Here is a 22,758-nt window from a genome sequence, read left to right as displayed (position 1 = left end):
CTCTCTGGTAATAAATCAAGATAGGAGCATTGATATGGGAAATAACGTAAGATGGATGAAAGTAATTTCATATGCCGGAGCGTTTATTGCATTTCTAATCGGTTCAGGCTTCGCTACAGGGCAGGAAGTAATTCAGTATTTCAGCTCTTATGGAACTATGGGGATCGTGGGTGTACTTGTGGTATTCCTATTGTTCCTGTACGTAGGAGCAGATTTCATGCTTACAGGTCATGAAAAAAGATTTGAACACGGGAATGACATCTATAGATATTACTGTGGAAAAGTTATAGGTACTTTTTATGATTACTTTTCCATAGCATTCATCTTTATGTCCTTCGTTGTAATGATAGGTGGTGCAGGGGCTACTATAAATCAACAGTATGGTCTTCCAGTATGGGTAGGCGGTATTTTGATGGGAGTTCTTGCAGTATCAACTGTTATCTTCGGACTTGGAAGGATAGTAGACGTAATAGGGAAAATCGGCCCTGGAATAGTTGTCTTAACAGTATTTCTGGGAATCACGGCAATACTCAAGAATCCAACTGGCTTGGAAAGAGCTGATGAAATAATACCAAATCTTGAATTGATGAAAGCATCCTCAAATTGGTTTTATGCAGCTGGTTCATATGTTGGATTCTGTATGCTTTGGCTGGCATCATTCATGGCTTCACTAGGAAAAGATTCCATCAGCAAGAAAGAAGCACTTATGGGATCCTCCTTCGGAGCTCTTGGTTTTAGCTTTGGCCTTGCAGTTATAGCTCTCGGTATAATGGCAAACATTGAGCAACTGGCAGGAACTATGGTACCTTCACTTATACTAGCCCAAAACATTTCGCCATTTATGGCATTCATATTCTCACTGATAGTGGTCGCTGGTATATATACAACATCAGTACCCTTACTATGGCAAGTAGTTGCAAGATTTGCAGAGGAAAAGACCCCGCGATTCAGGTTGCTTTCAGTAATCTTGGCTGCAGTCGGAGTGTTTGTAGGTCTTTTGGTACCATTTAACAGGTTGGTGAATATTATATATGTAATCAACGGTTATGTTGGTATTCTGCTTCTTGTATTCATGATCATAAAAAGAGTCAGAGTATCTGTCCTTAAGGGCAGCGCTTTAAGACAGACGGCATAATAAACCTGAGCCTGAGGAAACTCCTCAGGCTGTTTTTTTGCCATAAATCCTTCTCAACCCTCCAGAACACTGGTATAATAATTTGGTACACGAAATATCTTTAAGGGGGAGTGGATATTGAAAAGCAGCAGAAAGGATCTTATTCTAAACGGAAGCATTTACAGAGTATTATTGACTCTGTCCATACCCCTTATGGTCAACAGCATGATCCAGACTATGTACAATCTGGTGGACGGGATATGGGTCAGCAGAATATCTTCAGTACACTTTGCCGCTACCTCCTTTGTATTTCCTGTGAATTTTCTATTTATTGCACTGGGGATCGGACTTTCAGTTGCTGGGACATCGATACTTTCTCAACTTGTGGGAGCGGGAAGGGAGGAGTTAGGGAGAAAATATACCACTCAAATAATAGCAGCCTCTGTGCTGCTTTCAGTAGTTTTTGCACTGGCTGGGGTAATACTAAGTCCATATATAGTAGAGTCCATGGGAGGAACAGGCGATATTCTGAGGTATGGGAACATATACCTTAGGATAACTTTTTTGGAGTTGCCCTTCATATTTCTTTTTTTCAATATAAACTCCATAAAAAATGCTCAGGGGGATACTCTTACTCCCACTATATTAAGCGGTATATCCGCTCTTATGAACATGGTTCTGGATCCTATCTTCATCTTTACATTTGGGTGGGGGGTAGCAGGAGCTGCGTGGGCTACAGTGCTTTCCAGAGCTCTCCTTGCAGGCTATGGAGCAAAGCTTATACTAGATCGGAATAATATCCTGAGACCAGAATTTAAAAATTTCAAATTTGATAGAAATATCCTCAATGAAATTATTAAAGTAGGACTTCCAGCTACTATAGGGCAGTCAGGCGCAGCCTTCGGATTTATAATCCTTAACGGTTTCATAGTATCCTACGGTACAGCTACAATGGCAGCATTTGGGATGGTAAACAGGATAACATCACTTATAATGCAGCCGGCGATGGGCATAGGTGCGGCCTTGACGGCCGTTATAGGTCAAAATATTGGAGCAGGTAGGATCGATAGATCCAAGGAAGCTTTCAATAAGGCAAGCTTCCTGACTCTCTCAATGGGAATAGTAGGCTGTATCTTCCTTTTGGTATTCAACGAGTCTTTAGTAACCTTCTTTATTCAGTCAAAGGATGATCCGGAGGTAATAACCCAGGGGGTAACCTATATGGCATATGTTGCATATACCATGCCCTTGATGGGGATGTTTAGCGTATTTCAGGGAATATTCCAAGGGTCAGGTCATACAAGGCACTCAATGGCTATGGAGGTGGGTAGGCTATGGTTGGTAAGAATACCCATGATCCTTCTATTTAAAAATTACACTCAGTTGGGATCAACAGGGATTTGGATAGCGATGAGTGCGAGCAATCTGATAGTGGATATTTATGGGTACTATATATACAAGCAGAACAGTTGGAACCAGGGAATACTAAACTCAGCATCATAAGAAAGGGATAATAATGCTTTTAATGACCATTGAATCAGTAACAAAATCATATGTGGAGAGAAAGCTGGTCGAAGAGATAAGCTTCGGAATAAATGAGGGTGACAGGGTTGGCCTGATTGGAATCAATGGGGCAGGTAAGTCCACTCTGTTAAAGCTGATGGCCGGTCTTGAGGAACCAGATTCAGGCAGGATAGTAAAAGCCACCGATGCTGTGGTATCTTACTTACCACAAAACCCAAAATTTCAGGAGGAAAACACGGTGCTGGACCAGGTATTTGGAGGCAATTGGGAAAGTATGAAGGTTCTGAGAGCTTATGAGAGAGCAATCTCATCCTCTGATATGAAGAATGATCAAATAATGAAGCTTACAGCTGAGATGGACAGACTCAACTGCTGGGAGTTGGAGGCTGATGCAAAAAACATACTTACGAGACTTGGGATCACCGACTATAATTCGAGAATAAAGGATCTTTCCGGAGGACAAAGAAAGAGAGTAGCTCTTGCAACCGCATTGATCCAGCCATCTGACCTGTTGATTCTTGACGAGCCAACGAATCACCTGGATAACGACACCATAGAATGGCTGGAAAGAAAGCTAATGGAAAGAAAAGGAGCATTGTTCATGGTTACCCACGACAGATATTTTTTGGACAGGGTCACCAATCGGATAATGGAGCTTGACAGCGGTAATATTTACTCCTATGATGGTAACTTTTCATACTTTATGGGAAAAAAGCTTGAAAGGCAGGAAAACCTTAAGGCTACTGAAGAAAAGAAAAAGTCGCTGTACAAAAAAGAACTTGCATGGATGAGGCAGGGTGCCAAGGCAAGGACCACTAAACAGAAGGCCAGGATCCAGAGATTTGAAGCCCTTGAGGATGAGCTTCCAGGTGGTGATAATAACGAGTCACTCGATTTTTCAGTAGGAACATCAAGACTTGGCAAGAAAATCATAGAAGCTTCACAGGTCAGCAAAACGATCGAAGGCAAGGTCTTGGTCAAGGACTTTACCTACGTCATGACCAGAGGTGAAAGGCTTGGCATCCTGGGAGCAAATGGAACCGGCAAGACCACTCTTTTAAGGCTTCTCTCAGGTGAGCTGGAACCTGATTCAGGAGACATCCAGAGAGGCGAAACCCTTAACATTGGATTTTTCAAACAGGAAACTCCATTTCTTGACCCAGAGCAAAGAGCTATAGATTATATTAGGGATGGCGGCGAATTCATAACCACCTCAGACGGACAGAAGATATCGGCAAGCTCAATGATGGAAAGATTCCTGTTTCCAAGAAGCGATCACTATACTCTCGTTGGGAAGCTTTCAGGAGGAGAGCAGAGGAGGCTGTACCTGTTGAGAATTCTTATGGGATCTCCCAATATGCTGCTGCTGGACGAGCCAACAAACGATCTGGATATCAATACCCTCCAGATTCTTGAAGAGTACCTTGATGATTTTCCAGGACCTGTAGTCGTGGTTTCCCACGACAGATATTTATTGGATAAGCTTGCTGAAAAGCTTCTAGTTTTTACTGATGATGGGATCAAAGAATTTACTGGTAATTATGACCTGTTCAGAACTGTAGAAAAAGAGCTTGAAAAAGAGGATTCAGTTAAGACAAAATTGGAACCGAAGCGTGAAAAAACTAAAGAAAGAACTAACAAGCTGTCCTTTACTGAGCTTAGAGAATGGGAAACAATCGAGGCAAGGATCGCTGAGCTGGAGCTAATAATTGACGAAAAGTTGAAAGAGATGGAAGCAAATGCTTCGGATTTTGAAAGACTTGAAATTCTCCTTAAGGAAAAGGAAACACTCGATTCAGACCTAGATAAACTTATGGACAGGTGGATGTATTTATCAACAAAGGCGGAAAATTAAACAGTATGTCATGTTTGTTCATTGTGCAGCATAACAGCTTGAAGTAAATTTCCAATGTGCTATAATAGTCATTGTTATTAGGAAAACTGATGGAGGGTAGACATGTCAACTATAACTAATATTAAACGCGAAGATATAACCAAGGAGAATTCCTTGATAAATTCCCTGAGGACTACTATTGAATCAGCCTTCTACGGGAATAACGTGGTAAGGGTTAACTCAATAAGTGAGGCATACAAACTAGCTAAGGACTCCCCTGGAACAGTGGTAACAGATATGCCTGTATACAGACCTGAGGAGCTGGGACTTTCAACGGATTCAAAAATACTTCTGTTCAACGATGGTGCAGTTACAGGAAGGTTTGCCGGTGCCAGAGTAATAATTGGAGAGCCTGGTATCAATGAGGGAGAATTTGCAACCATCGCAAGGGAAGCAGTTTATCAGTCAAGGTACAAAAAGCTTTACCATGCTCAGGTGGTTATCGGATTACACCCTGATTTTATGGTCAGAGCACATTTGCTGATACCACAAAATCATGAGAACATTATGTATTCATGGTTGCTGAATTTCCAGTATCTTACTCAGGAGTATATGAGGATGTACAAAAACTCCAAGGAATATCCGGAGGGAGACCTGTATGTATTCTCTGATCCTGATTATCTTCCTCCTTCACATCCGGATGGATTGGCTCTGTTCAATCCGGAGCACAACACAGCTCTTCTGCTTGGGATGAGGTATTTTGGAGAGCATAAAAAAGGAACTCTGACCCTCGCATGGGGGCTTGCTAATCGAAACGGATTTGCATCCTGTCATGGGGGAATGAAGCGCTACAACTTTGAGGACGGCAGAAGATATACAATGGGGGTATTCGGACTCTCAGGCTCAGGGAAATCGACTCTGACCCATGAAAAGCACGACGACAAGTATGATATAACGATACTTCACGACGACGCATACATAATAAACACTGAGGAGGGCTATTCTGTAGCACTTGAACCCTCATATTTCGATAAAACTCAGGACTACCCCACAGCCCATCCTTCGAACAAGTTCCTGCTGACAGTCCAAAACTGCGGAGTAACTCTTGACGAGGAAGGAAACAAGGTCATCGTTACCGAAGATATAAGAAACGGCAACGGAAGGGCAGTAAAATCAAAGCTTTGGGCAGAAAACAGGGTCAATAAGATAGACGAACCTGTAGATTCGATCGCCTGGCTGATGAAGGATGCAACTCTGCCACCAGTCATCAGGATAAAGAATCCGATCCTCGCATCTGTAATGGGTGCTACACTTGCGACGAAGAGATCAACAGCTGAAAGGCTTGCAAAGAATGCAGATATGAACGCTCTGGTAATAGAGCCTTACGCAAATCCCTTCAGAACCTATCCCCTGGAGGACGACTACGAGAAGTTCAAACTACTTTTCGAAAAGAGAAATGTAGAGTGCTATATATTCAACACTGGTCACTTTATAGACAAAAAGATTCCAAAGGAAGTTACCTTAGAGATACTTGAGGCTCTTGCAACAGGAAAGGCAAAATTTGAGCCCCTAGGCGCTTTCGAGGAGCTGGAAACGATGAATATTGATGGTTTCACACCAGTATTTGACAAGAGCTACCTTTCAATGTGGAAGAATTCTATAGCCTACAGAGAGGAATTCATAAAGCATATGAGGACCTTCAAGGGTGGAAGAGACGCACTTCCCGAAGAGGCATTGCAGGAGCTTGAAAAGCTTGCAAAACAAATTGAAAAAATGAGCGAAGCAGTGGAATGATCCGCTGCTTTTTCAACAAATAATTGATATTTCCATGTATTATGGTATATTATAGTAATATCAAATGAAAAGTAGGTGCAGTATGATAAGATTGGGGAAAATTCAAGAGCTTGAAATAAAGAGGTTTACATCAGTCGGAGCCTATCTGAATGATGCAGAGGGAAGTGGAGATGATGTTCTTCTGCCAAAGTCACAAATCCCTGAAGGAGCCAAGGTAGGAGACAATATTAAGGTTTTTGTCTATAGAGACAGTAAAGACAGAGTAATATCCTCAACAAGAATGCCCCTTGCTCAGGTAGGTGAGATAAAAAAACTTACAGTAATAAGCTCATCAAAGATCGGCTATTTCCTAGATTGGGGGATGGAAAAGGACCTTTTCCTTCCTTTTAGCGAGACTGTAGGTTCCGTTGAAAAGTTTAAGAGCTACCTGGTCGCTCTCTACATTGACAAAAGCGACAGACTGGCAGCTACTATGAAGGTCAAGGACTATCTGAGTACCGATGCCCCATATAAGGAGAATGATAAGGCAGTTGGCACCATATACAGTATAAACAGGGACATCGGAGCATTTGTGGCTGTAGATAACAAGTACGATGGTCTTATCCAGAAGAAGAACATCTTCGGAGTGCTTGAAATGGGTGAGGAAATCGAAGTCAGGATCAATAAGGTCCATGAAGACGGCAAGCTTGACCTAAGCCTCCGCGAAAGAGGTCACGTCCAAATGGAAGAGGATGCTAAGCTCATACTTACCAGACTCAAGGAAAAGGGTGGATTCCTGCCTCTCAATGACGGCAGTCACCCCAATGAGATAAAAAAAGAGCTCCATATGAGCAAAGCTGGATTCAAAAGGGCTGTAGGCAAGCTATTTAAGGATGGTATAATTCAAATAACCTCAGAGGGGATCAACCTGAAAAAATAGGAGGGGTCAGAAATGGCTAATATTAAGGTAAGATTGGATGTAATTGAGTTTTTGATATATTTTTGGGAATCAGTGTCCCAAAGAGAAAAGGTTGCGGACAGATTCTTCCATGAGCTGGCTGACAACCCGGATATGCAGCTTATATATGATGCTGAATTTACAAAGGAGTCAGTTGTCAAGGTACTTTCTGCAATAACAAACAGAGAGCTTTTGAATGCACCAACAAAGAAAGAGAGCCGCTTCTGGAGTCAAAATATGCGTATGATTGAGGATATAGATGCCATGAGATCTATGGTATACCCTATAAAGACCTTAAACATGGATCATATGAAGGACAAGCTTCAAAAGGATGTTGAAATAGTGTTCTTGCCAGATACTATGGAAGAGTACAGAATAGCAGGAAATACACTGGTTGTTAATTTCTTCAGAATAATGTCAAGCATGGATGGCGACGGAACGGTAAGCATCGAAGGAATGAGTCTAGTTGATTATTTAAACAATAAAGTGCTTGAGGTTTAGCCTTGGCACTTTATTTGTCATAATTGGGTAAAAATATTTTGACATACACATCTTAAGGGTATATATTGTAGGAAAGTAATGGGAAAAAATTATCAATTGGAGTTGGTATTATGAAAATTAAGAATAGAAAAGGATCAACTCTGGCACTGACAATAATATTATTTGCAGTGCTTATGATTTTTGCGACCTTTACACTAGGATTTATGGTTACAGAGAATAAGCAGGCAATGTACTATCAGAATAAAACTCAGGCATATTATATTGCAAAAAGCGGTGTAGAAGTTGTAGAGAAAGCTATAAGGTCACAATTAGAAGATTACGAATCAGAAGATTATAAGAACCATTCTGACTATATTAATCTATTTAATAGCCCAGGTACTAGTGTTGAGGTAACAATCCCTGGCGTAGAACCAGGTGGAACGCTGGTTTCTATTCACATTGAGAATAAGGATATCATTGGAAATGGAAAGCCGGTATTGGTCATATCTGGTAGTGCCGAGTACCAAGGAATTACTAGAACAGTCGAAAAGGCATTATATAGTATTTATAGTGTAACAACAGAAACTACACATAAACCCGGATATGGAGAACTATTTGTAAGTCTTGGAGATGATGCACCTTATGAATACTCAAATAAATCAAGAGATATACCTGAGAAGTATGTTGCTAAACTAACTCCTGAAGAAAAAGCAAAATACGTTGTACAACCTTTTAAAACAATATCGTCATGGCCAACCAACGATCCAGTAGCTGATTTATGGGATTCAGATGACAATGGTGAGTATATTACTATAAACAATTCAGAGTATGGAACCAATGGAGTAAAACAAGACATTTATGTTGATGGCAATCTTATACTTGACGGCAAAGTTGTATTTAAAGGATATGTAAATTTATATGTTAAAGGGAGCCTTGTCTTAAACGATGGGGCAAATATAATTGGTCAGAAGACTGGTTCTTCGGGAAGTGAACTTTATAACCTGAATGTTTATGTTTATAACTCATCTAACGAAACCTATGGCTTGACCACTAACGGAACTTCAAAAGCTCTTAACTTTATAGGTAATATCCACGTAGACAAGGGTAGTGTACTACTAGATTTCCATAAAGACAGCTTGTTTGATGGATCACTAGTATATAACGGTAGCGGTGATTTTAATTTTTCATCTACTAACAATGGAAATCAAGTTAAGTTATTAACTGGATCAATTTATGCTCCACTAGCCAAGGTTCAGCTCGGTATTACTGAAAGTAAAGTAGCTTATATGATTCAAGGTCAAGTAATTGGAAATAAAATCGAAGTTTATGCGAACAATAATGGTAAAGGTGATGAATTTTATGAAGGCTCCACTAAAGGAAGGATAGGTAATCCAATACCAATTACTATTGCAACTGGAGGGAAAGTAGAAGGTTTGACTTATGAGAGTGTATTCCTGGATTGAAAGGTAAGGTGATTCATATGACAAAAAGAAAAGGAGTAACATTGATCGAGCTTGTTGTTTCTTTAGCTCTCATTGGGATCATAGCTGTTTCAACCTTAACAATATTCGATACAGGACTAAGTAATATATTCCGAGCAGGCTCAAGGACTAAAGCTGTAGCTGAGGCAAATCATGACGTTACAAATTCAGTTTTATCTGTTATTGAAGATGCTGAAGTGGGTATTGAGTTACCTGTACTTGGGGGAGTAACTAAAGTTTATAAAATTGTTGGTGACGTAGTTAAAGGAGTTGGAACTGAGCCAACCTTAGGACAAGCGGACCTTAAAGTTGAAATTATTGAGTTTAAGCCTCAATAAATGGGGGTTTAGTAGATGAAAAAAAGAAGAGGCGTATCTCTAATAGAACTGGTATTAACTGTAGCACTCCTTGGTCTTGTGATTCAAGTGGTTTATTCTGTGTTTTTTGTAGGAAGCACCTCCTATAGTGTTAGTACAAATAAGGGATTTTCTCAGCAAGATGTAAGGATTGCTGCTGATTTTATTACAAAGGAACTTAAGACCGCTACAGAAATCGGAATTGATCTTGAAAACAAGAATGGGTTTTATTCATTGGAGATTGAATCAGCTGGTGCGAGGGGCAATCTAGTTAAGTACTTTAACCAACTAGATGACAAAGGGACTATCGATACAACGGATGATGAACTTGTTAAAACACCAATAACATCATTTTCTGGAAACTGGAAGAAATTTGAGTTATCCAATAGCAATGCAGGAATTATAGGTGTCTCAATATCACAGGACGAGGGCAGTGGTAACGGTAAGTCGGGGTATAGTATATCCTTTAGCATTGATCTAATCAATAACACCTCAGAGATCAATGCATTTTCTACTACGGATCTAGTCAGTGGGAGTGTTTTGTATTACAGGAATGAACCAATAAACCTTAAGGTGAATGGGATTCATGTAAAACCAGAAAGTTTGGACTCGGGAGAAGTTCTTAGAACTTTAACTTTTAGAGACTCAATCAACACAGAATATGTTTACAATACCTTCACAGCTGTTGGTGGGACACCTATAGAGAAACCAGCACCAAATCCGACTAAAACTGGGTACACATTTACTGGTTGGTTTTCAGCTTCAGATGGTAGTGGGTTGGAATATACTAGCTGGAGTGCGATGCCTGATAATGATTTTACACTTTATGCCAAGTGGGAGTTAAACTCTCCTACAACTCCGACCATTAACACTGTGAAGATTATTAAGATCGAAGGGAAAAAAAGTCCAACAATTGTAAATATATCACCCAATAATATTAACTACTTGAAGTTCGAAAAAAATAAGCTTCATAAAATTACTATTGAAATATCTGGTCAAAACCTAGATACAGTTACTGTAAAAGTCAATGCTAATAGTCCAATTATTGAATCACGCTCAAGTACGCAAATAATTGTACAATATTCATTTACCACTCCTAACAATAATAATGATGGTGTTATTAGAGTTGTAATGAATGAGGATAATTCTAAACCTTATTTGTTTAATTATACTCTTGTAAATAAAGGTGATTATTAGCAGTATAGGATTAGATAAAAGCGTTGTACTGTGAGTAAATGAATAAATTATTGACCCGATATGCCCTGCATATCGGATTCTTTTGAAAGGACATAAGTTATGAACATATTTAAAGACAAAACATTCATGAAGGGAATGCTGGCAATAGCAGTCCCTGTTGCAATTCAAAACCTAATTTCATCGTCGGTCAACATGATCGATACTCTGATGATAAGCAGCCTTGGTCAGGCAAGTATCGCAGCTGTGGGACTTGCCAACCAGGTTTTCTTTTTGTATATCCTTATAACCTTCGGGATAAATAGCGGCAGCTCAATATTTATTTCCCAGTTTTGGGGCAAGGAGGATGTCCCAAGCATCAAGAAGGTAATGGGACTTGCAATAACGCTAAGTACGATCGCAGGTACGATATTCACAATTGCAGCATTCTTTTTCCCTTCTCAGATCATGGGGATATTGATAAAAGAGCCTGAGGTAATATCTATTGGTGCTGATTATCTGAGGATAGTATCTTTATCCTACACAATAACAGCTATAAGCTTTGCATTCAGTATATCCTTAAGAACTACAGGAAGACCTAACGTTCCTCTTAAAGTATCCATAATATCCTTCCTGACAAATACAGTACTTAACTACATCTTCATTTTTGGACATTTCGGGTTTGAACCCATGGGGGTTAAAGGTGCGGCACTTGGAACGTTGATTGCTAGGATCGTCGAGATACTATTTATCCTTTATGCAATTTATGGCACGAAAAGTATATTGGCTGCCAGTTTTAAGGAACTTATGAGCTGGCACAAAGACTTCCTGAGGAAATATATTGAGACAACATATCCAGTAATCCTTACTGAGAGCTTCTGGGCACTAGGACAAGTTCTCTATGCAATGGCATATGCAAGGATAGGTGAGGAAGCCACTGCTGCAGTGCAGCTCACAAATACTATACAAAATCTATTTTTTGTTGTAGTCAGAGGACTTGCAAATGCCTGTAATATAATGGTAGGGTCAAGAATAGGCGGAGGGGATGAAGATTCAGCCTATGAATATGCGATGCGCTTCATTCTGCTGTCAACTATATCTGGTCTCATATTGGGGGTTGTAATGGCTCTTACTCCGGATTTAGTTCTGAAGCTATTCAGAGGATTGGATCCAAATTTATACAATACATCAAGAGCACTTTTGATCGTACTTGGAATAACCTTTGTAATCAGAGTCTATAATACTATCGCTATAGTAGGAGTGCTTAGAGCTGGAGGAGATACAAAGATAGCAATGAGAATAGACCTGGGAACAGTTTGGATAATAGGAGTACCGCTTGCATTTATTGGTGCATTGGTACTTAAGCTTCCTATCCACCTCTTAGTACTTCTGGTTACCCTCGAAGAGGTTGTAAAAGCTCTGGTAGGGATCCCAATAATCAGGTCAGGTAAATGGATAAAGAATCTAACGTAAGCCAAGCACTCAGCTTTAAACTGAGTGCTTTTATACATTATTATAGCGGTTGCAAATCCATTTGAATGGGTAACATTACCTCAAGGAGGAATGAATATGGATAGAAAAGTCAAGCGATATTTTATGGGTAGACCAGGAAGAGATGGTGCAGGAGTTAACCTGATTAGAACCTTTGGTAACCAGGAGATACCTGATTTTGATCCTTTCCTGATGATGGATTTCTTTGATTCAAAAGATCCCGAGGATTACATAAAAGGATTTCCGTGGCATCCGCATAGAGGGATAGAAACAGTTACATACCTCATACACGGGGAGATAGAGCATGGAGACAGCCTGGGGAACAAAGGCGTGATAAGGGATGGAGACTGCCAATGGATGACAGCAGGCTCCGGAATACTCCATCAGGAGATGCCAAAATCATCGCCTCAGATGCTTGGGGTACAGGTTTGGCTCAATCTGGCGGCAAAAGATAAAATGACTGATCCTAAGTACAGAGATATAACAAGTGAGATGGTACCGGTTTACAAGGCTGATAGGTTTAAGGTACATATAGTTGCAGGCACCTATGGTGGTGTTACAGGACCAATGGAGGCCATAGAAACCAAGCCAAGCTTTTTTGATGTTGAGCTTGATGCAAATTCAGAGTTTGTTTATGTGCTGGATCCTGATTTTAATTCCTACGCATTCCTAATAAGGGGTGAGGCAGTATTTGATCCTGAAAAAGAAGGATTGATCAGTTACCCCAATGGAGCACTCTTCGATAGAGGCGAAACAATAAGAGTAACAACAAAAGATAACCGGCAAGATTTCTGCTATTGTCTGGTAAAAAACTTAATGAACCAGTCGCATGGGGAGGCCCTATCGTTATGAACACAAAGGAAGAGCTTCAACTGGCCTTTCAGGAGCTCAACCAGGGAACCTTTATAAAGAAAAAATAGGAAATTTTACTCCAGGGAGTTTGATCCAACATTTTGGACGAACGTACTCTGGAGTATTTTTGTGCAAAAAAATTTATTAATTTATCAAATTGCATTGACAGATAAAATTCAAAAGGTTATTCTAAAAATAGAACGGTGTTCTAAAATGATAGAACTTATGTTGGTATGGATATGGAAGGAGAGCTGACGATATGGCAAGAAAAAAATCGATACTCGATTTTTACAAGATGAAGGAGAACAAGGAAAAGGTTGCATGGATCACAGCATATGATTTTCCAATGGCATCCTTTGCCGAGCAGGCAGGGATGGATATGATTTTGGTAGGGGATTCACTAGGAATGGTAGTTTTAGGTTACCAGGGAACTATTCCGGTAACGATGGATGACTGTATCTCGCACTGTAAGGCAGTCAGAAGAGGAGCACCCAACACCTTTGTGATTGGTGATATGCCGTTTGGATCATACCATACCACTGATGGAGAGGCTGTTGCAAACGCTGTTAGATTCCTGAAGGAAGCTGATTGTGACGCTATAAAGCTCGAGGGTGGAGTCAGAGTAGCAAGCAAGATAAAAGCGATAGCAGATGCAGGTATAGTTGTTTTTGGTCACATCGGACTTACTCCACAAAGCGCCGGACAGCTTGGAGGATTCAAGGCTCAAGGACTCTATGTGGACAGTGCAAGGATACTTATAGAGGATGCTTTAGCTGTTCAGGAAGCAGGAGCGCTGGCTTTATTAGTTGAGGCAGTACCGCCAGAATTGACTGAGTTCATAGCTAGCAAGCTGACTATACCAGTATACTCTATAGGAGCAGGGCTCCCTTGCGACGGCCAATTGATAATTTGTGGAGATATGCTGGGATTGTTCCAGGCATTTACTCCAAAATTCGTCAAGAAGTATGCAAATGTTGCGGAGATAATTACCAACGCCTTCAAGGAGTATGTTGAAGATGTCAAGACCGAGAAATTCCCTGAGGATCAGCATGTATATCACATAAAGGATACTCCGGAGAATTTCCAGAAGCTGTTCGAGGAATACAAATAATAATTACTTAAGTGGAGGTTGAAAATGGCTTTTAAAGATATTGTAAATTATATTGAGACTAAAACAGATTACCCTGTAAAGGATAGGTATGATATGCCTACGTCCACCAAGACCTTTGAGGGTGGAGCCCACTACAGAATGGAGATCACAGGCATTGAGAGAGCAGTGAATTATGAAATGCTGGTAAAAGAGATAGACAAAAAGAAAGTTCCTATTCACAGAGTAATAGGTACAGTAGGAGGCTCTGCGTTTTTAGACAAGGCTGAGCTTAAATACTATGCGCAGATAGCAGCTGATGCTAAGATAGAAACTCTTGTAAATTGTATGGCTTCAAGGGCTTGGGACGGTGGCAAGCAATACGCTACTCCTGAGGGATATGTTTCAGGAATGAGACTTAGAGGGCAGGACAATATGTACCTATGGCTGAAGGAATTTGACAGATGCCTGAACGCAGGCATCAGAGGCTTCCTGATAACTGATGAGAGTCTTCTATTGCTTGTTACAAAGCTTAGAGCAGATGGTGTTATCCCTGCAGATGTCAAGTTCAAAGTGTCAGTATTTGCCGGTCATGGAAACGCAGTTGCAGCTAAAATGCTCGAGGATATGGGAGCAGACAGCTTCAATCCGCTTGCTGATCTTTCACTGCCAATGCTTGCATCCATAAGAAGCACTACTAATATCCCGATGGATGTCTACATGAGTCTTGTAGATTCAATGGGTAATGTTCAAAGACATGTTGACTCGGCTGAAATCGCCAGGATCTGTTCACCAGTATACTTTAAATTTGAGCCAGGAAAGAACGAAATGGACATCTACAATGCATGGCATGAAGATGAACCTTTGAATAAACTTGTGAAATTGAAGGTTCAAATGGCCAAGGTATGCAAGGAATGGTGCGATGAGAGCGATTATGGTCTTGTATTCAACGACTACAAGGATGATCTGTCCATTCCAAGACCATAACTAAAGATATTCCCCCACCGCAAAATGCTGTGGGGGATTTCGGATTAAGCTATAGGAAAGGAAGTTGTGTATGGATAGTGGCAAGATCCCAAAATATCCGGTTCAAACTGTTGAAAAGGCAATGGAGATAATTGAACTGCTGACAGGTAACCAGTATAGTGATGGAGTATCGATCTCTGAGCTTAGTAAGGAGCTTGACTTAGGGAAAAGTACTGTCCACAGGATCATAGAGACTATGGAGGCAAAGGGATATATCCATCAGGATGATGATACAAAAAAGTATCACCTTAGCTGGAAGCTCTTTGAGTTGGGAAATTCAATTCCTAGGAGAAGAAATCTGTTTACGATGGATACGACTCTCCTTCAGGCTCTGTGTGATAGATTTCAGGAAACAGTTAATATGGGAGTTAGAGTAGATGACAGTGTCGTTACGATCCATAAGATAAATCCGACCTCTTCACTGATAGCAAATCTCCAGATAGGAACGAGGGAAGCCCTTCATGCAACCGCAATGGGAAAAGCATTAATGTCTCAGATGACAAGGGAAGAGCTTGTGAAGCTTTTAGGGATTGGTCCTTATGAACAGTTTACCTCGAAGACTATTAGGGACGTTGATCAATTGATTGAGGAGATTGATCTGATAAGAGGACGCGGATACAGCTTGGATGACGAGGAGTACAGTGCAGGTCTTACCTGTATATCTGTTCCACTAAAGAATTACAGAAATGAAATCGTGGCAGCAGTCAGTATAAGCGGAGCTACCATAAGGATGACAGAAGCAAAACTAAGCGAAATACAAAAAGAACTAAAACAGGTCGCAAGAAGATTGTCAGCCTATCTGGGCTGGCAGGAAGAAGACGGAAAGTAATAGTTTGTATTGAGAGAGGTGAAGTCATTTGAATGCCAAAGCTAGAGTATTAGAGATTATTGAAGGCAACAGGGATGAAGCAGTGAGCTATCTGTCTGGACTCCTTAAACACCCAAGTGTAATGGGATCAGAGGAATCTGCACAGAAGTATTATGCGGAGCTGTTAAAGCTTCTGGACATGGAAATCGACATATGGGAACCAAAAGCAGAGGATATGAAAATAAATCCTGATTTTATGCCTGCACGAGACGACTACACCGGAAGCCCCAATGTCGTAGGTGTGTTAAAGGGCTCAGGAGGAGGTAAATCAATGCTTCTGAACGGACACGTAGACGTCGTGCCGGCAGGCGGCAATGACTGGACTGATGATCCATGGAGTGGGAAATATGAAGATGGAAAGGTCTATGGCAGAGGTGCCAATGACATGAAGGGCGCACTTGTTGCTTATCTGATGGCAATGAAGGCAATAAAGGAAGCTGGTATTAGTCTTAAAGGGGATGTATTGATAGGGAGCGTAATAGGTGAGGAGACCGGAGGTGCTGGAACCCTTTCTCTTATAAGCAGGGGTTATAAGGCAGACGGTGCAATCATTTCAGAGCCTTCAGATCTTCGAGTGTGCCCGGTTTCCATGGGAGTTATCTGGTTTAGAGTTAGGATAAGAGGATTTATGGCTCACGCGGCAACCTCATATCTGGGTGTTAATGCCATTTCCAAGGCAGCTATGCTGATACAGGAGATAGACGCCTATGAGGAAAGAATGATACGAGATAAAAAGCACCCGCTCTACAGCCACCACCCATCACCATTCAGTATAAACATTGGTATTATCAAGGGAGGAGTATTTCCTACAAGTGTTCCAGATGAGGTTGTACTGGAAGCAAGAATGAGCTTCTCGCCAGATGACGACATAGCTCAGGTAAAAAAAGAGCTTGAGGAAACTGTATATGAGGCAGCTAAGAAAGATGAATGGCTGAGAGATCATTTACCTGAGATAGAGTGGTATGGCTTCTGCCTGAATTCTGGAAGTGTTCCAATGGATCATCCTCTATTAGGTGCTGTATTAGATAACTTCAAGCTGGTCAAGGAAAGAGAACCTGAAATCATCGGAACACCATGGGGAACTGATGCTGGCGCAATGATAAGATATGGCAATACGCCAACGATCGTATTCGGACCTGGACCTGGGGGTATGGCTCACAAAGCAGATGAGTACATAGACATTGACATGCTCCAGGATACGACGAAGGTGCTTGCTGCTACTATCCTTGATTGGTGCGGACATTAGGAGGTGTGGAATGTATATATCTGAAAGACTTCAAAGTATGCAATGGTCTCCAATAAGAAAGCTGACTCCCATAGCCCAAGCGACCAAGAAAAGAGGAGTCAAGGTTTACCACTTAAATGTAGGTCAACCAGATATCGAAACACCTGAAGGCTTTTTCAAAGCACTTAGGGAATACGAAGGAAAAATCGTCGATTATCCCTTGTCTGAGGGTATACCGGAATTAAGGCAAGCGACCGCAGAATATTACAGAAAATGCGGTCTGGATTTCAACGCAGAGGAAGTAATCATTACGACAGGCGGTTCAGAAGCCCTTCTTTTCGCAATCATGACGGTTGCAGATTTTGGGGATGAATTGATCGCTCCTGAGCCATACTACACTAACTACAATGGTATATCAACACCGGTAGGAGTAAATATTAAGCCATTTTTAACGGTTGCCGAGAACGGGTTTAAACTTCCTGCAAAGGAAGAGATATTAAAGCTTATCGGACCAAAAACAAGAGCTATTTTGGTATCTAATCCAGGGAATCCAACCGGTGCGGTCTATTCCAGGGAAGAAATCGAGATGCTTGGTGAGATCGCAAAGGAATATGGGCTTTACGTAATAGCTGATGAGGTCTATAGAGAGTTTTGCTATGACGGACTTGAATTCATAAGCTTCGCGAGCATACCTGGAATAGAGGAAAATGTAATAATAATTGACTCCATCTCAAAGCGCTTCAGTGCATGTGGTGCTAGGATAGGTTCTGTGGCAACAAAGAATAAGAAGGTACTGGAGAGCATTTCAAAGCTTGCACAGGCAAGGGCATCCGGACCCAAAATGGATCAGATAGGTGCAGTAGAGCTCTATAAATCAACACCTGAAAGCTACTTTCAGGAAGTTAACAGAGAGTATCAGAATAGGAGAGATATTCTCTACAAAGCTATCAAGGAGATCCCGGGAGTAGTGTGTGAACTTCCCCGAGGAGCATTCTACGTAATAGTTAAGTTCCCGGTGGACGATGTTGAAAAATTCATCATCTGGATGCTGGGAGAGTTTGAGGACAATGGTGAGACTGTAATGATGGCTCCTGTTGCAAGCTTCTATGGATCAGAGGGGCACGGCAAGGATGAAGCCAGGATCGCATACGTTCTAAAGGGCGAGGATCTCAAAAGAGCAATGGAAATAGTCAAAAAGGCTCTAAAGGTATATCAGGATACATTTATGAAGTAGATTTTTGAAAGGGCTTGGAGATCCAAGCTCTTTTTTAATATCAAAGTATGAGAACGACAATTATTGTTAATTTATGGGTATCAATTATCTGATTGACAAACGTATACCAAAAATAAAAGGAGGTTGTACTATGGGATTTATGGATAAATTAAAAGGTATTCTTGGAGAAGCAAAGGAAAAAGGTGAGCAGTTGGTCGATAAGGCTGAAGATCTTGCTGAAGCTGCTAAGGACAAGGCGGAAGAAGCTTTCGACAAAGCTCAGGACAAATTTGAAGAAGTAAAGGATACTATAGAAGACAAGCTAGAAGACATAAAAAATGATGCAGAAGCTATGAAGGAAAATGCGAAAGAAGAAGTTGAAGAGCTAAAGGATAAGCTAGAGGATAAAAAGGAAGAAGTAGAATCTATAGCTGAGGAAGTAAAAGCTGAGGCAACAGAGGTTGTGGATGAAACTGAGGAAAAACTGAAGAATAAAACAGAATAGCTTATGCATTGACAGCCACTTCAACTTGGCTGTCTTTTTATTTGCATAGAACCTTCCATATAAGCTAGAATATATCTAGGACAAATGGGGAGGAACATTAATGACTAGTGTTGGGAATATATATAATGGTGAAGTAATAGATTTTACACACGATGGAGATGGGATACTTAAGGCTGACGACCTTACTGTTTTTGTAGAAGGCTGTGTAATTGGGGATAGGATAAAATTCGAAATCGTTGAAATGAAAAAGAACTATGGGATAGGAAGTCTTATATCAATAATTGAGCCTTCTAAGAATAGGATCAGCTATGCTTTTGATACTGTGAGCCTTGGTGGTGGAGTCCCCTTGATAGATTTGGACTACGAAGCTCAGCTGACGTGGAAATGGCAAAAGGTAAAGAAAGATTTTGAAAGGATCGCTGGACTGGATCTGGAGATAAGACCTATCATAGGAATGGGGTACCCATTCAGGTATAGAAATCACACTCAGGTGCCAGTTGGTACTCAGAGTGGTGGAGTAGTAACCGGGTATTACAAGAAGGGGACAAATATTATAGTGCCTTTGACAGAAGATTACCTTCAACCAGAGCTTGGAGATAGCATCCTCTCGGTGGTCCGAACCTGGATGGAGGATCATTCAGTCGAGCCCTATGACAGATTTTCAAGGACTGGAAAGATAAAGCATATCGGCATAAGGATCAACCAAAACGATGAGGCCATGGTAATAATTGTAACCACATTTGACAAGCTGCCGGAGCACCACAGCCTTGTGCATAAGCTTATTACCGAGACGCCGGGAGTAGTAAGCATTTATCAAAATATAAATCCGGAGGATGGAGGACCAACATATGGAAGCCAATACAGACATCTTTTCGGACAGGAAAAGCTTATTGACTACATTGGTGAGCTTCGATTCGAAATATCCCCCAATTCATTCTTCCAGGTAAACACAAGACAAGTGAGCATACTTTATGATACTGCAATTAAATTCCTGGAACCAGAAAGTAATGATACAGTATGCGACATTTATAGTGGTATAGGGACTATAACCCTTTCTGCAGCAAGGTTTGTTAAGAAGGTCTATGGAATAGAAAGTATAAGAGCTGCAGTTGTTAATGCAAAGAATAATGCAAAGATAAACGGAGTAAAGAATGCTGAGTTTATATGGGAAAGAGCAGAGCTAGCTTTTCCTGAACTATTAAAAGCTGGAGCTGTTATAAATAAGGTGATACTCGATCCACCAAGAAAAGGCTGCGATAAAAGGGTATTAGATGCTCTGCTGCAGCTTAAACCCGAGAGGATTGTATATGTTTCATGTAATCCTTCAACATTGGCAAGAGATGCTAAGTTTTTAACTGAAGGTGGTTATGAAATTAAGGCAGTCCAGCCTGTCGATATGTTCCCTCATACGGCGCACGTGGAGACAGTAGTATTGATGTCACGTAAAGACAAATAACAGGCCGTAAATGGCCTGATATCAGAGGTTTCCAGACTTTCGGTAATGATCCCCGATTGCTGGAAACCTTTTTTTTGTATTCCAAATTAACGCAAGCCCTTTAAATAATTCAAGGTTGAAACTACAGAACTGCTTTTTGTTCCGCGAGTGCACGGAGCTGCTGTTTTGGCATGGGGTTGAGGCTTGAGAACTGTTGTAATAATTCTAAGGCGGTAGCCCAATTATGGAACCACCGCCTCGTTTTTTATACTCCTAAATCTTCGCGATCAACATGCTGCTGAAGTATCTTGCGTATACTTTTAATCATATAATTAATACTCGTTTGTGGTTTGCCAATTAGCTCGGCTATAGCGTACTGAGATTTCCCATCATAGAGCATTTCAAAAATGTTTGCTAAATCTGGGGATTGTTGACGCAGCTTATCGAGAAGGTCTTCAAAGAGCATTGCAGTTAGGATTGCTTCGCACCGATTCGCTTCGGGGTCCTCGAATTCAAGCTCAGTTTCTTCGAAGAAAGACTCAATTGAAAGCGGAGCTCCGTCTTTCATCTTTTCGCAGGACTTACAGTCCAATTCGCAACGTTTAAGCTTACCTTTACCATCACTAACCGTGCAGCGGCGGGTACGTTCTTCACGTTTGATTTCTGCCCAAAGGGGCTGCATGTACGCATCGTACTGTTCTTTGGTCGCCGGAATCATGATGGCGGACACAATTTTGTTTCCGATTTTTGCTGGCACTACTTTCGAGCTATCTAAGTTGAAATCTTTGATCGTTTCTTTGGTGACTTCCATTGGGATAAAATACTTCTGATTGTCTAGATTTGTCATAATATGAGCCCTCCTTCGGCTTAAAAGCGAAGCGAGAGCCCACATGACGTGCACCAGCCAAGAAGGCATAGTCGACCGTCCGAATGGGATTACTCCCGCTTCAGAATTGGCGACCAGCTATTCCAGTAGCTGGTGACAGTTATTAAGTTGGTTACCTAGTAGGTCTGGAATCATCCTTGATCAGGGGATGCCCTGCTAGGTAAGTTTTGATGGAAGAAGATATCTAATCAGCAAAGTCGGTTTATAATGGTTTGCGTTGACTTGTGCCTTAAGACGTTGATATTTGCATTTCTATGTGATACAATACTTATGGAATATTCTGTATAAGCATCACGAGGATGTCTGCCTCGTCCATCTAGGTAAAGAATACCAAGATGATTAGGTACACTCGAATATGTTGAAATGCTGTTATTAGGTACTGTAGGTACTGGCTAGGTACAAGTGAGGTGAGCACGATCAAGAGCTTTGAATTTATTAAAGAAATGTATTTATATCTTGTGAAACAAGAAAACCAAGGAGTCTTTGTTATTAATTTTTTCATTGCCGGAGGTAGCAGCTACTTTACACTGCCAAAGTCAAAATCACGCAGAACAACAGCATATTTAGAGAATGAGCGTCATTACGCAAAAGACAGAGTTCTTACTCCTGAGATGAAGGCGAGTTTCCCAAATCCGATAATGGTAGATGAGCTTACAAATTTTCTTGAAACGAATCTTGATTCGGGTAAAGTTAGAGACTGTATGAATTCATTCGGTATACCTGCATCATATAAAGAAAACAAGCGCTATCTTGCTAGGGCGCTAGCGATTCAATTTCAAATGTTCATAACTCATTATGTTGATGATGTGAACAACGCCATAATAGTTGAATACCAGCGACAAGTACTCGGTGTTGAAGATGAACCAAATAAGTTTATTGGACCACTAATCAATGGTGATGATGTTTGGGTTGAAGATAAAGAAAGAAATCACAAGGTCAAAATTTACGAAGAATTCAAGCACACGTGGGTGATTCACAATTCAGGACATAGATGTTGGTATGGGAGAAAACTTGTATTCGTAAATACTACAGATGTGCGTCCTAGTTCTAATGAAATAGAAATAGAGATTCCAGAAACTGCTCCCGGCGAAATAATAAAAATAGCCACGAGCTTTTTGGCCCGTGGCATTGAAGGAAAATTCAATTGTATTTGGGAAATGCGAGACTCCGATGGCAATAACTGTTTTCCTAATCACAGACGGATGTTCAACGTTACAATAGATATTTTTTATGAAACTTAATCATGGAGGTTAACAACATGAGCGATAATAGTGTTGAGAAATGGTCAACCTTGAAAGATGTTATGGAATACCTTGGTGTCGGCAGAGATACCATTTTACAGTGGATTGCAAAAAGAAATATGCCTGCTTACAAGGTAGGGAGACTGTGGAAGTTTAAGCTATCAGAAGTAGACGAATGGATTCGTTCCGGTGGAGCGTCTGATGAAACTCCCGATAAGGACTAAAGTCCAGATTGT

At 40.9% G+C, this 22,758-nt stretch carries 22 protein-coding genes; 21 read left to right on the top strand and 1 reads right to left on the bottom strand.

The features are described 5' to 3' along the window. Positions 1-34: 34 nt before the first annotated feature. The 19 genes from AC4PHB_RS06115 to rlmD all read left to right on the top strand — a co-directional run bounded on the left by AC4PHB_RS06115 (position 35) and on the right by rlmD (position 20,416). Positions 35-1,135, top strand: coding sequence for a YkvI family membrane protein (locus AC4PHB_RS06115; protein WP_492137726.1), 1,101 nt, complete (start codon positions 35-37; stop codon positions 1,133-1,135). Between the two features lie 117 nt (positions 1,136-1,252). Then, positions 1,253-2,617, top strand: a complete 1,365-nt coding sequence (locus AC4PHB_RS06110) for an MATE family efflux transporter (RefSeq protein WP_492137725.1) — start codon at positions 1,253-1,255, stop codon at positions 2,615-2,617. 13 nt (positions 2,618-2,630) lie between these two features. Beyond that, positions 2,631-4,493, top strand: a complete 1,863-nt coding sequence (locus tag AC4PHB_RS06105; RefSeq protein WP_492137724.1) for an ABC-F family ATP-binding cassette domain-containing protein — start codon at positions 2,631-2,633, stop codon at positions 4,491-4,493. Positions 4,494-4,595: 102 nt separating this feature from the next. Then, positions 4,596-6,266, top strand: coding sequence for a phosphoenolpyruvate carboxykinase (ATP) (locus AC4PHB_RS06100; protein ID WP_492137723.1), 1,671 nt, complete (start codon positions 4,596-4,598; stop codon positions 6,264-6,266). Positions 6,267-6,348: 82 nt separating this feature from the next. Next, positions 6,349-7,185, top strand: a complete 837-nt coding sequence (locus tag AC4PHB_RS06095; protein ID WP_492137722.1) for a CvfB family protein — start codon at positions 6,349-6,351, stop codon at positions 7,183-7,185. Positions 7,186-7,197: 12 nt separating this feature from the next. Next, positions 7,198-7,704, top strand: coding sequence for a TDE2712 family protein (locus AC4PHB_RS06090; protein WP_492137721.1), 507 nt, complete (start codon positions 7,198-7,200; stop codon positions 7,702-7,704). Positions 7,705-7,814: 110 nt separating this feature from the next. Next, a complete protein-coding gene (locus AC4PHB_RS06085; protein WP_492137720.1) occupies positions 7,815-9,146 on the top strand; it encodes a hypothetical protein in 1,332 nt (443 codons plus the stop codon). A 17-nt stretch (positions 9,147-9,163) separates the two neighbouring features. Then, positions 9,164-9,502 (top strand): type II secretion system protein, encoded by a 339-nt coding sequence (locus tag AC4PHB_RS06080; RefSeq protein ID WP_492137719.1) that lies wholly within the window; start codon positions 9,164-9,166, stop codon positions 9,500-9,502. Positions 9,503-9,517: 15 nt separating this feature from the next. Beyond that, positions 9,518-10,717, top strand: a complete 1,200-nt coding sequence (locus tag AC4PHB_RS06075) for an InlB B-repeat-containing protein (RefSeq protein ID WP_492137718.1) — start codon at positions 9,518-9,520, stop codon at positions 10,715-10,717. A gap of 99 nt (positions 10,718-10,816) precedes the next feature. After that, positions 10,817-12,166, top strand: coding sequence for an MATE family efflux transporter (locus AC4PHB_RS06070; RefSeq protein ID WP_492137717.1), 1,350 nt, complete (start codon positions 10,817-10,819; stop codon positions 12,164-12,166). Between the two features lie 96 nt (positions 12,167-12,262). Further along, positions 12,263-13,036, top strand: coding sequence for a pirin family protein (locus AC4PHB_RS06065; RefSeq protein ID WP_492137716.1), 774 nt, complete (start codon positions 12,263-12,265; stop codon positions 13,034-13,036). Next, a complete protein-coding gene (locus AC4PHB_RS06060; protein ID WP_492137715.1) occupies positions 12,982-13,104 on the top strand; it encodes a pirin-like C-terminal cupin domain-containing protein in 123 nt (40 codons plus the stop codon). The genes AC4PHB_RS06065 and AC4PHB_RS06060 overlap by 55 nt, the downstream gene beginning before the upstream one ends. Positions 13,105-13,295: 191 nt before the next feature. Next, the gene (gene panB, locus AC4PHB_RS06055; RefSeq protein WP_492137714.1) at positions 13,296-14,147 is read left to right on the top strand and encodes a 3-methyl-2-oxobutanoate hydroxymethyltransferase; all 852 of its coding nucleotides are present in this window, start codon (positions 13,296-13,298) and stop codon (positions 14,145-14,147) included. 24 nt (positions 14,148-14,171) lie between these two features. Beyond that, on the top strand, positions 14,172-15,110 hold the full coding sequence (locus AC4PHB_RS06050; protein ID WP_492137713.1) for a hypothetical protein: 939 nt from the start codon (positions 14,172-14,174) through the stop codon (positions 15,108-15,110). A gap of 70 nt (positions 15,111-15,180) precedes the next feature. Continuing rightward, on the top strand, positions 15,181-15,978 hold the full coding sequence (locus AC4PHB_RS06045; protein ID WP_492137712.1) for an IclR family transcriptional regulator: 798 nt from the start codon (positions 15,181-15,183) through the stop codon (positions 15,976-15,978). A gap of 28 nt (positions 15,979-16,006) precedes the next feature. Next, positions 16,007-17,263, top strand: coding sequence for a peptidase (locus tag AC4PHB_RS06040; RefSeq protein WP_492137711.1), 1,257 nt, complete (start codon positions 16,007-16,009; stop codon positions 17,261-17,263). A 10-nt stretch (positions 17,264-17,273) separates the two neighbouring features. Then, positions 17,274-18,476 (top strand): pyridoxal phosphate-dependent aminotransferase, encoded by a 1,203-nt coding sequence (locus AC4PHB_RS06035; protein WP_492137710.1) that lies wholly within the window; start codon positions 17,274-17,276, stop codon positions 18,474-18,476. 130 nt (positions 18,477-18,606) lie between these two features. Beyond that, positions 18,607-18,960 (top strand): hypothetical protein, encoded by a 354-nt coding sequence (locus AC4PHB_RS06030; protein ID WP_492137709.1) that lies wholly within the window; start codon positions 18,607-18,609, stop codon positions 18,958-18,960. 100 nt (positions 18,961-19,060) lie between these two features. Continuing rightward, a complete protein-coding gene (gene rlmD, locus AC4PHB_RS06025; RefSeq protein WP_492137708.1) occupies positions 19,061-20,416 on the top strand; it encodes a 23S rRNA (uracil(1939)-C(5))-methyltransferase RlmD in 1,356 nt (451 codons plus the stop codon). 244 nt (positions 20,417-20,660) lie between these two features. Here rlmD and AC4PHB_RS06020 read toward each other — a convergent pair whose 3' ends face one another. Further along, positions 20,661-21,242, bottom strand: coding sequence for a hypothetical protein (locus AC4PHB_RS06020; protein ID WP_492137707.1), 582 nt, complete (start codon positions 21,240-21,242; stop codon positions 20,661-20,663). Between the two features lie 446 nt (positions 21,243-21,688). Here AC4PHB_RS06020 and AC4PHB_RS06015 point away from each other — a divergent pair, with 446 nt between their 5' ends. Both AC4PHB_RS06015 and AC4PHB_RS06010 read left to right on the top strand, forming a co-directional pair. Further along, positions 21,689-22,522: an NBR1-Ig-like domain-containing protein gene (locus AC4PHB_RS06015; protein WP_492137706.1), complete on the top strand. Its 834-nt coding sequence runs from the start codon at positions 21,689-21,691 to the stop codon at positions 22,520-22,522. A gap of 17 nt (positions 22,523-22,539) precedes the next feature. After that, positions 22,540-22,746, top strand: coding sequence for a helix-turn-helix domain-containing protein (locus AC4PHB_RS06010; RefSeq protein ID WP_492137705.1), 207 nt, complete (start codon positions 22,540-22,542; stop codon positions 22,744-22,746). Positions 22,747-22,758: the final 12 nt, after the last annotated feature.

Source organism: Gudongella sp. QWL-04, assembly GCF_058683975.1.
The sequence above is the reverse complement of the archived record's forward strand: the minus strand, read 5'-3'. Positions and strand labels throughout refer to the sequence as shown.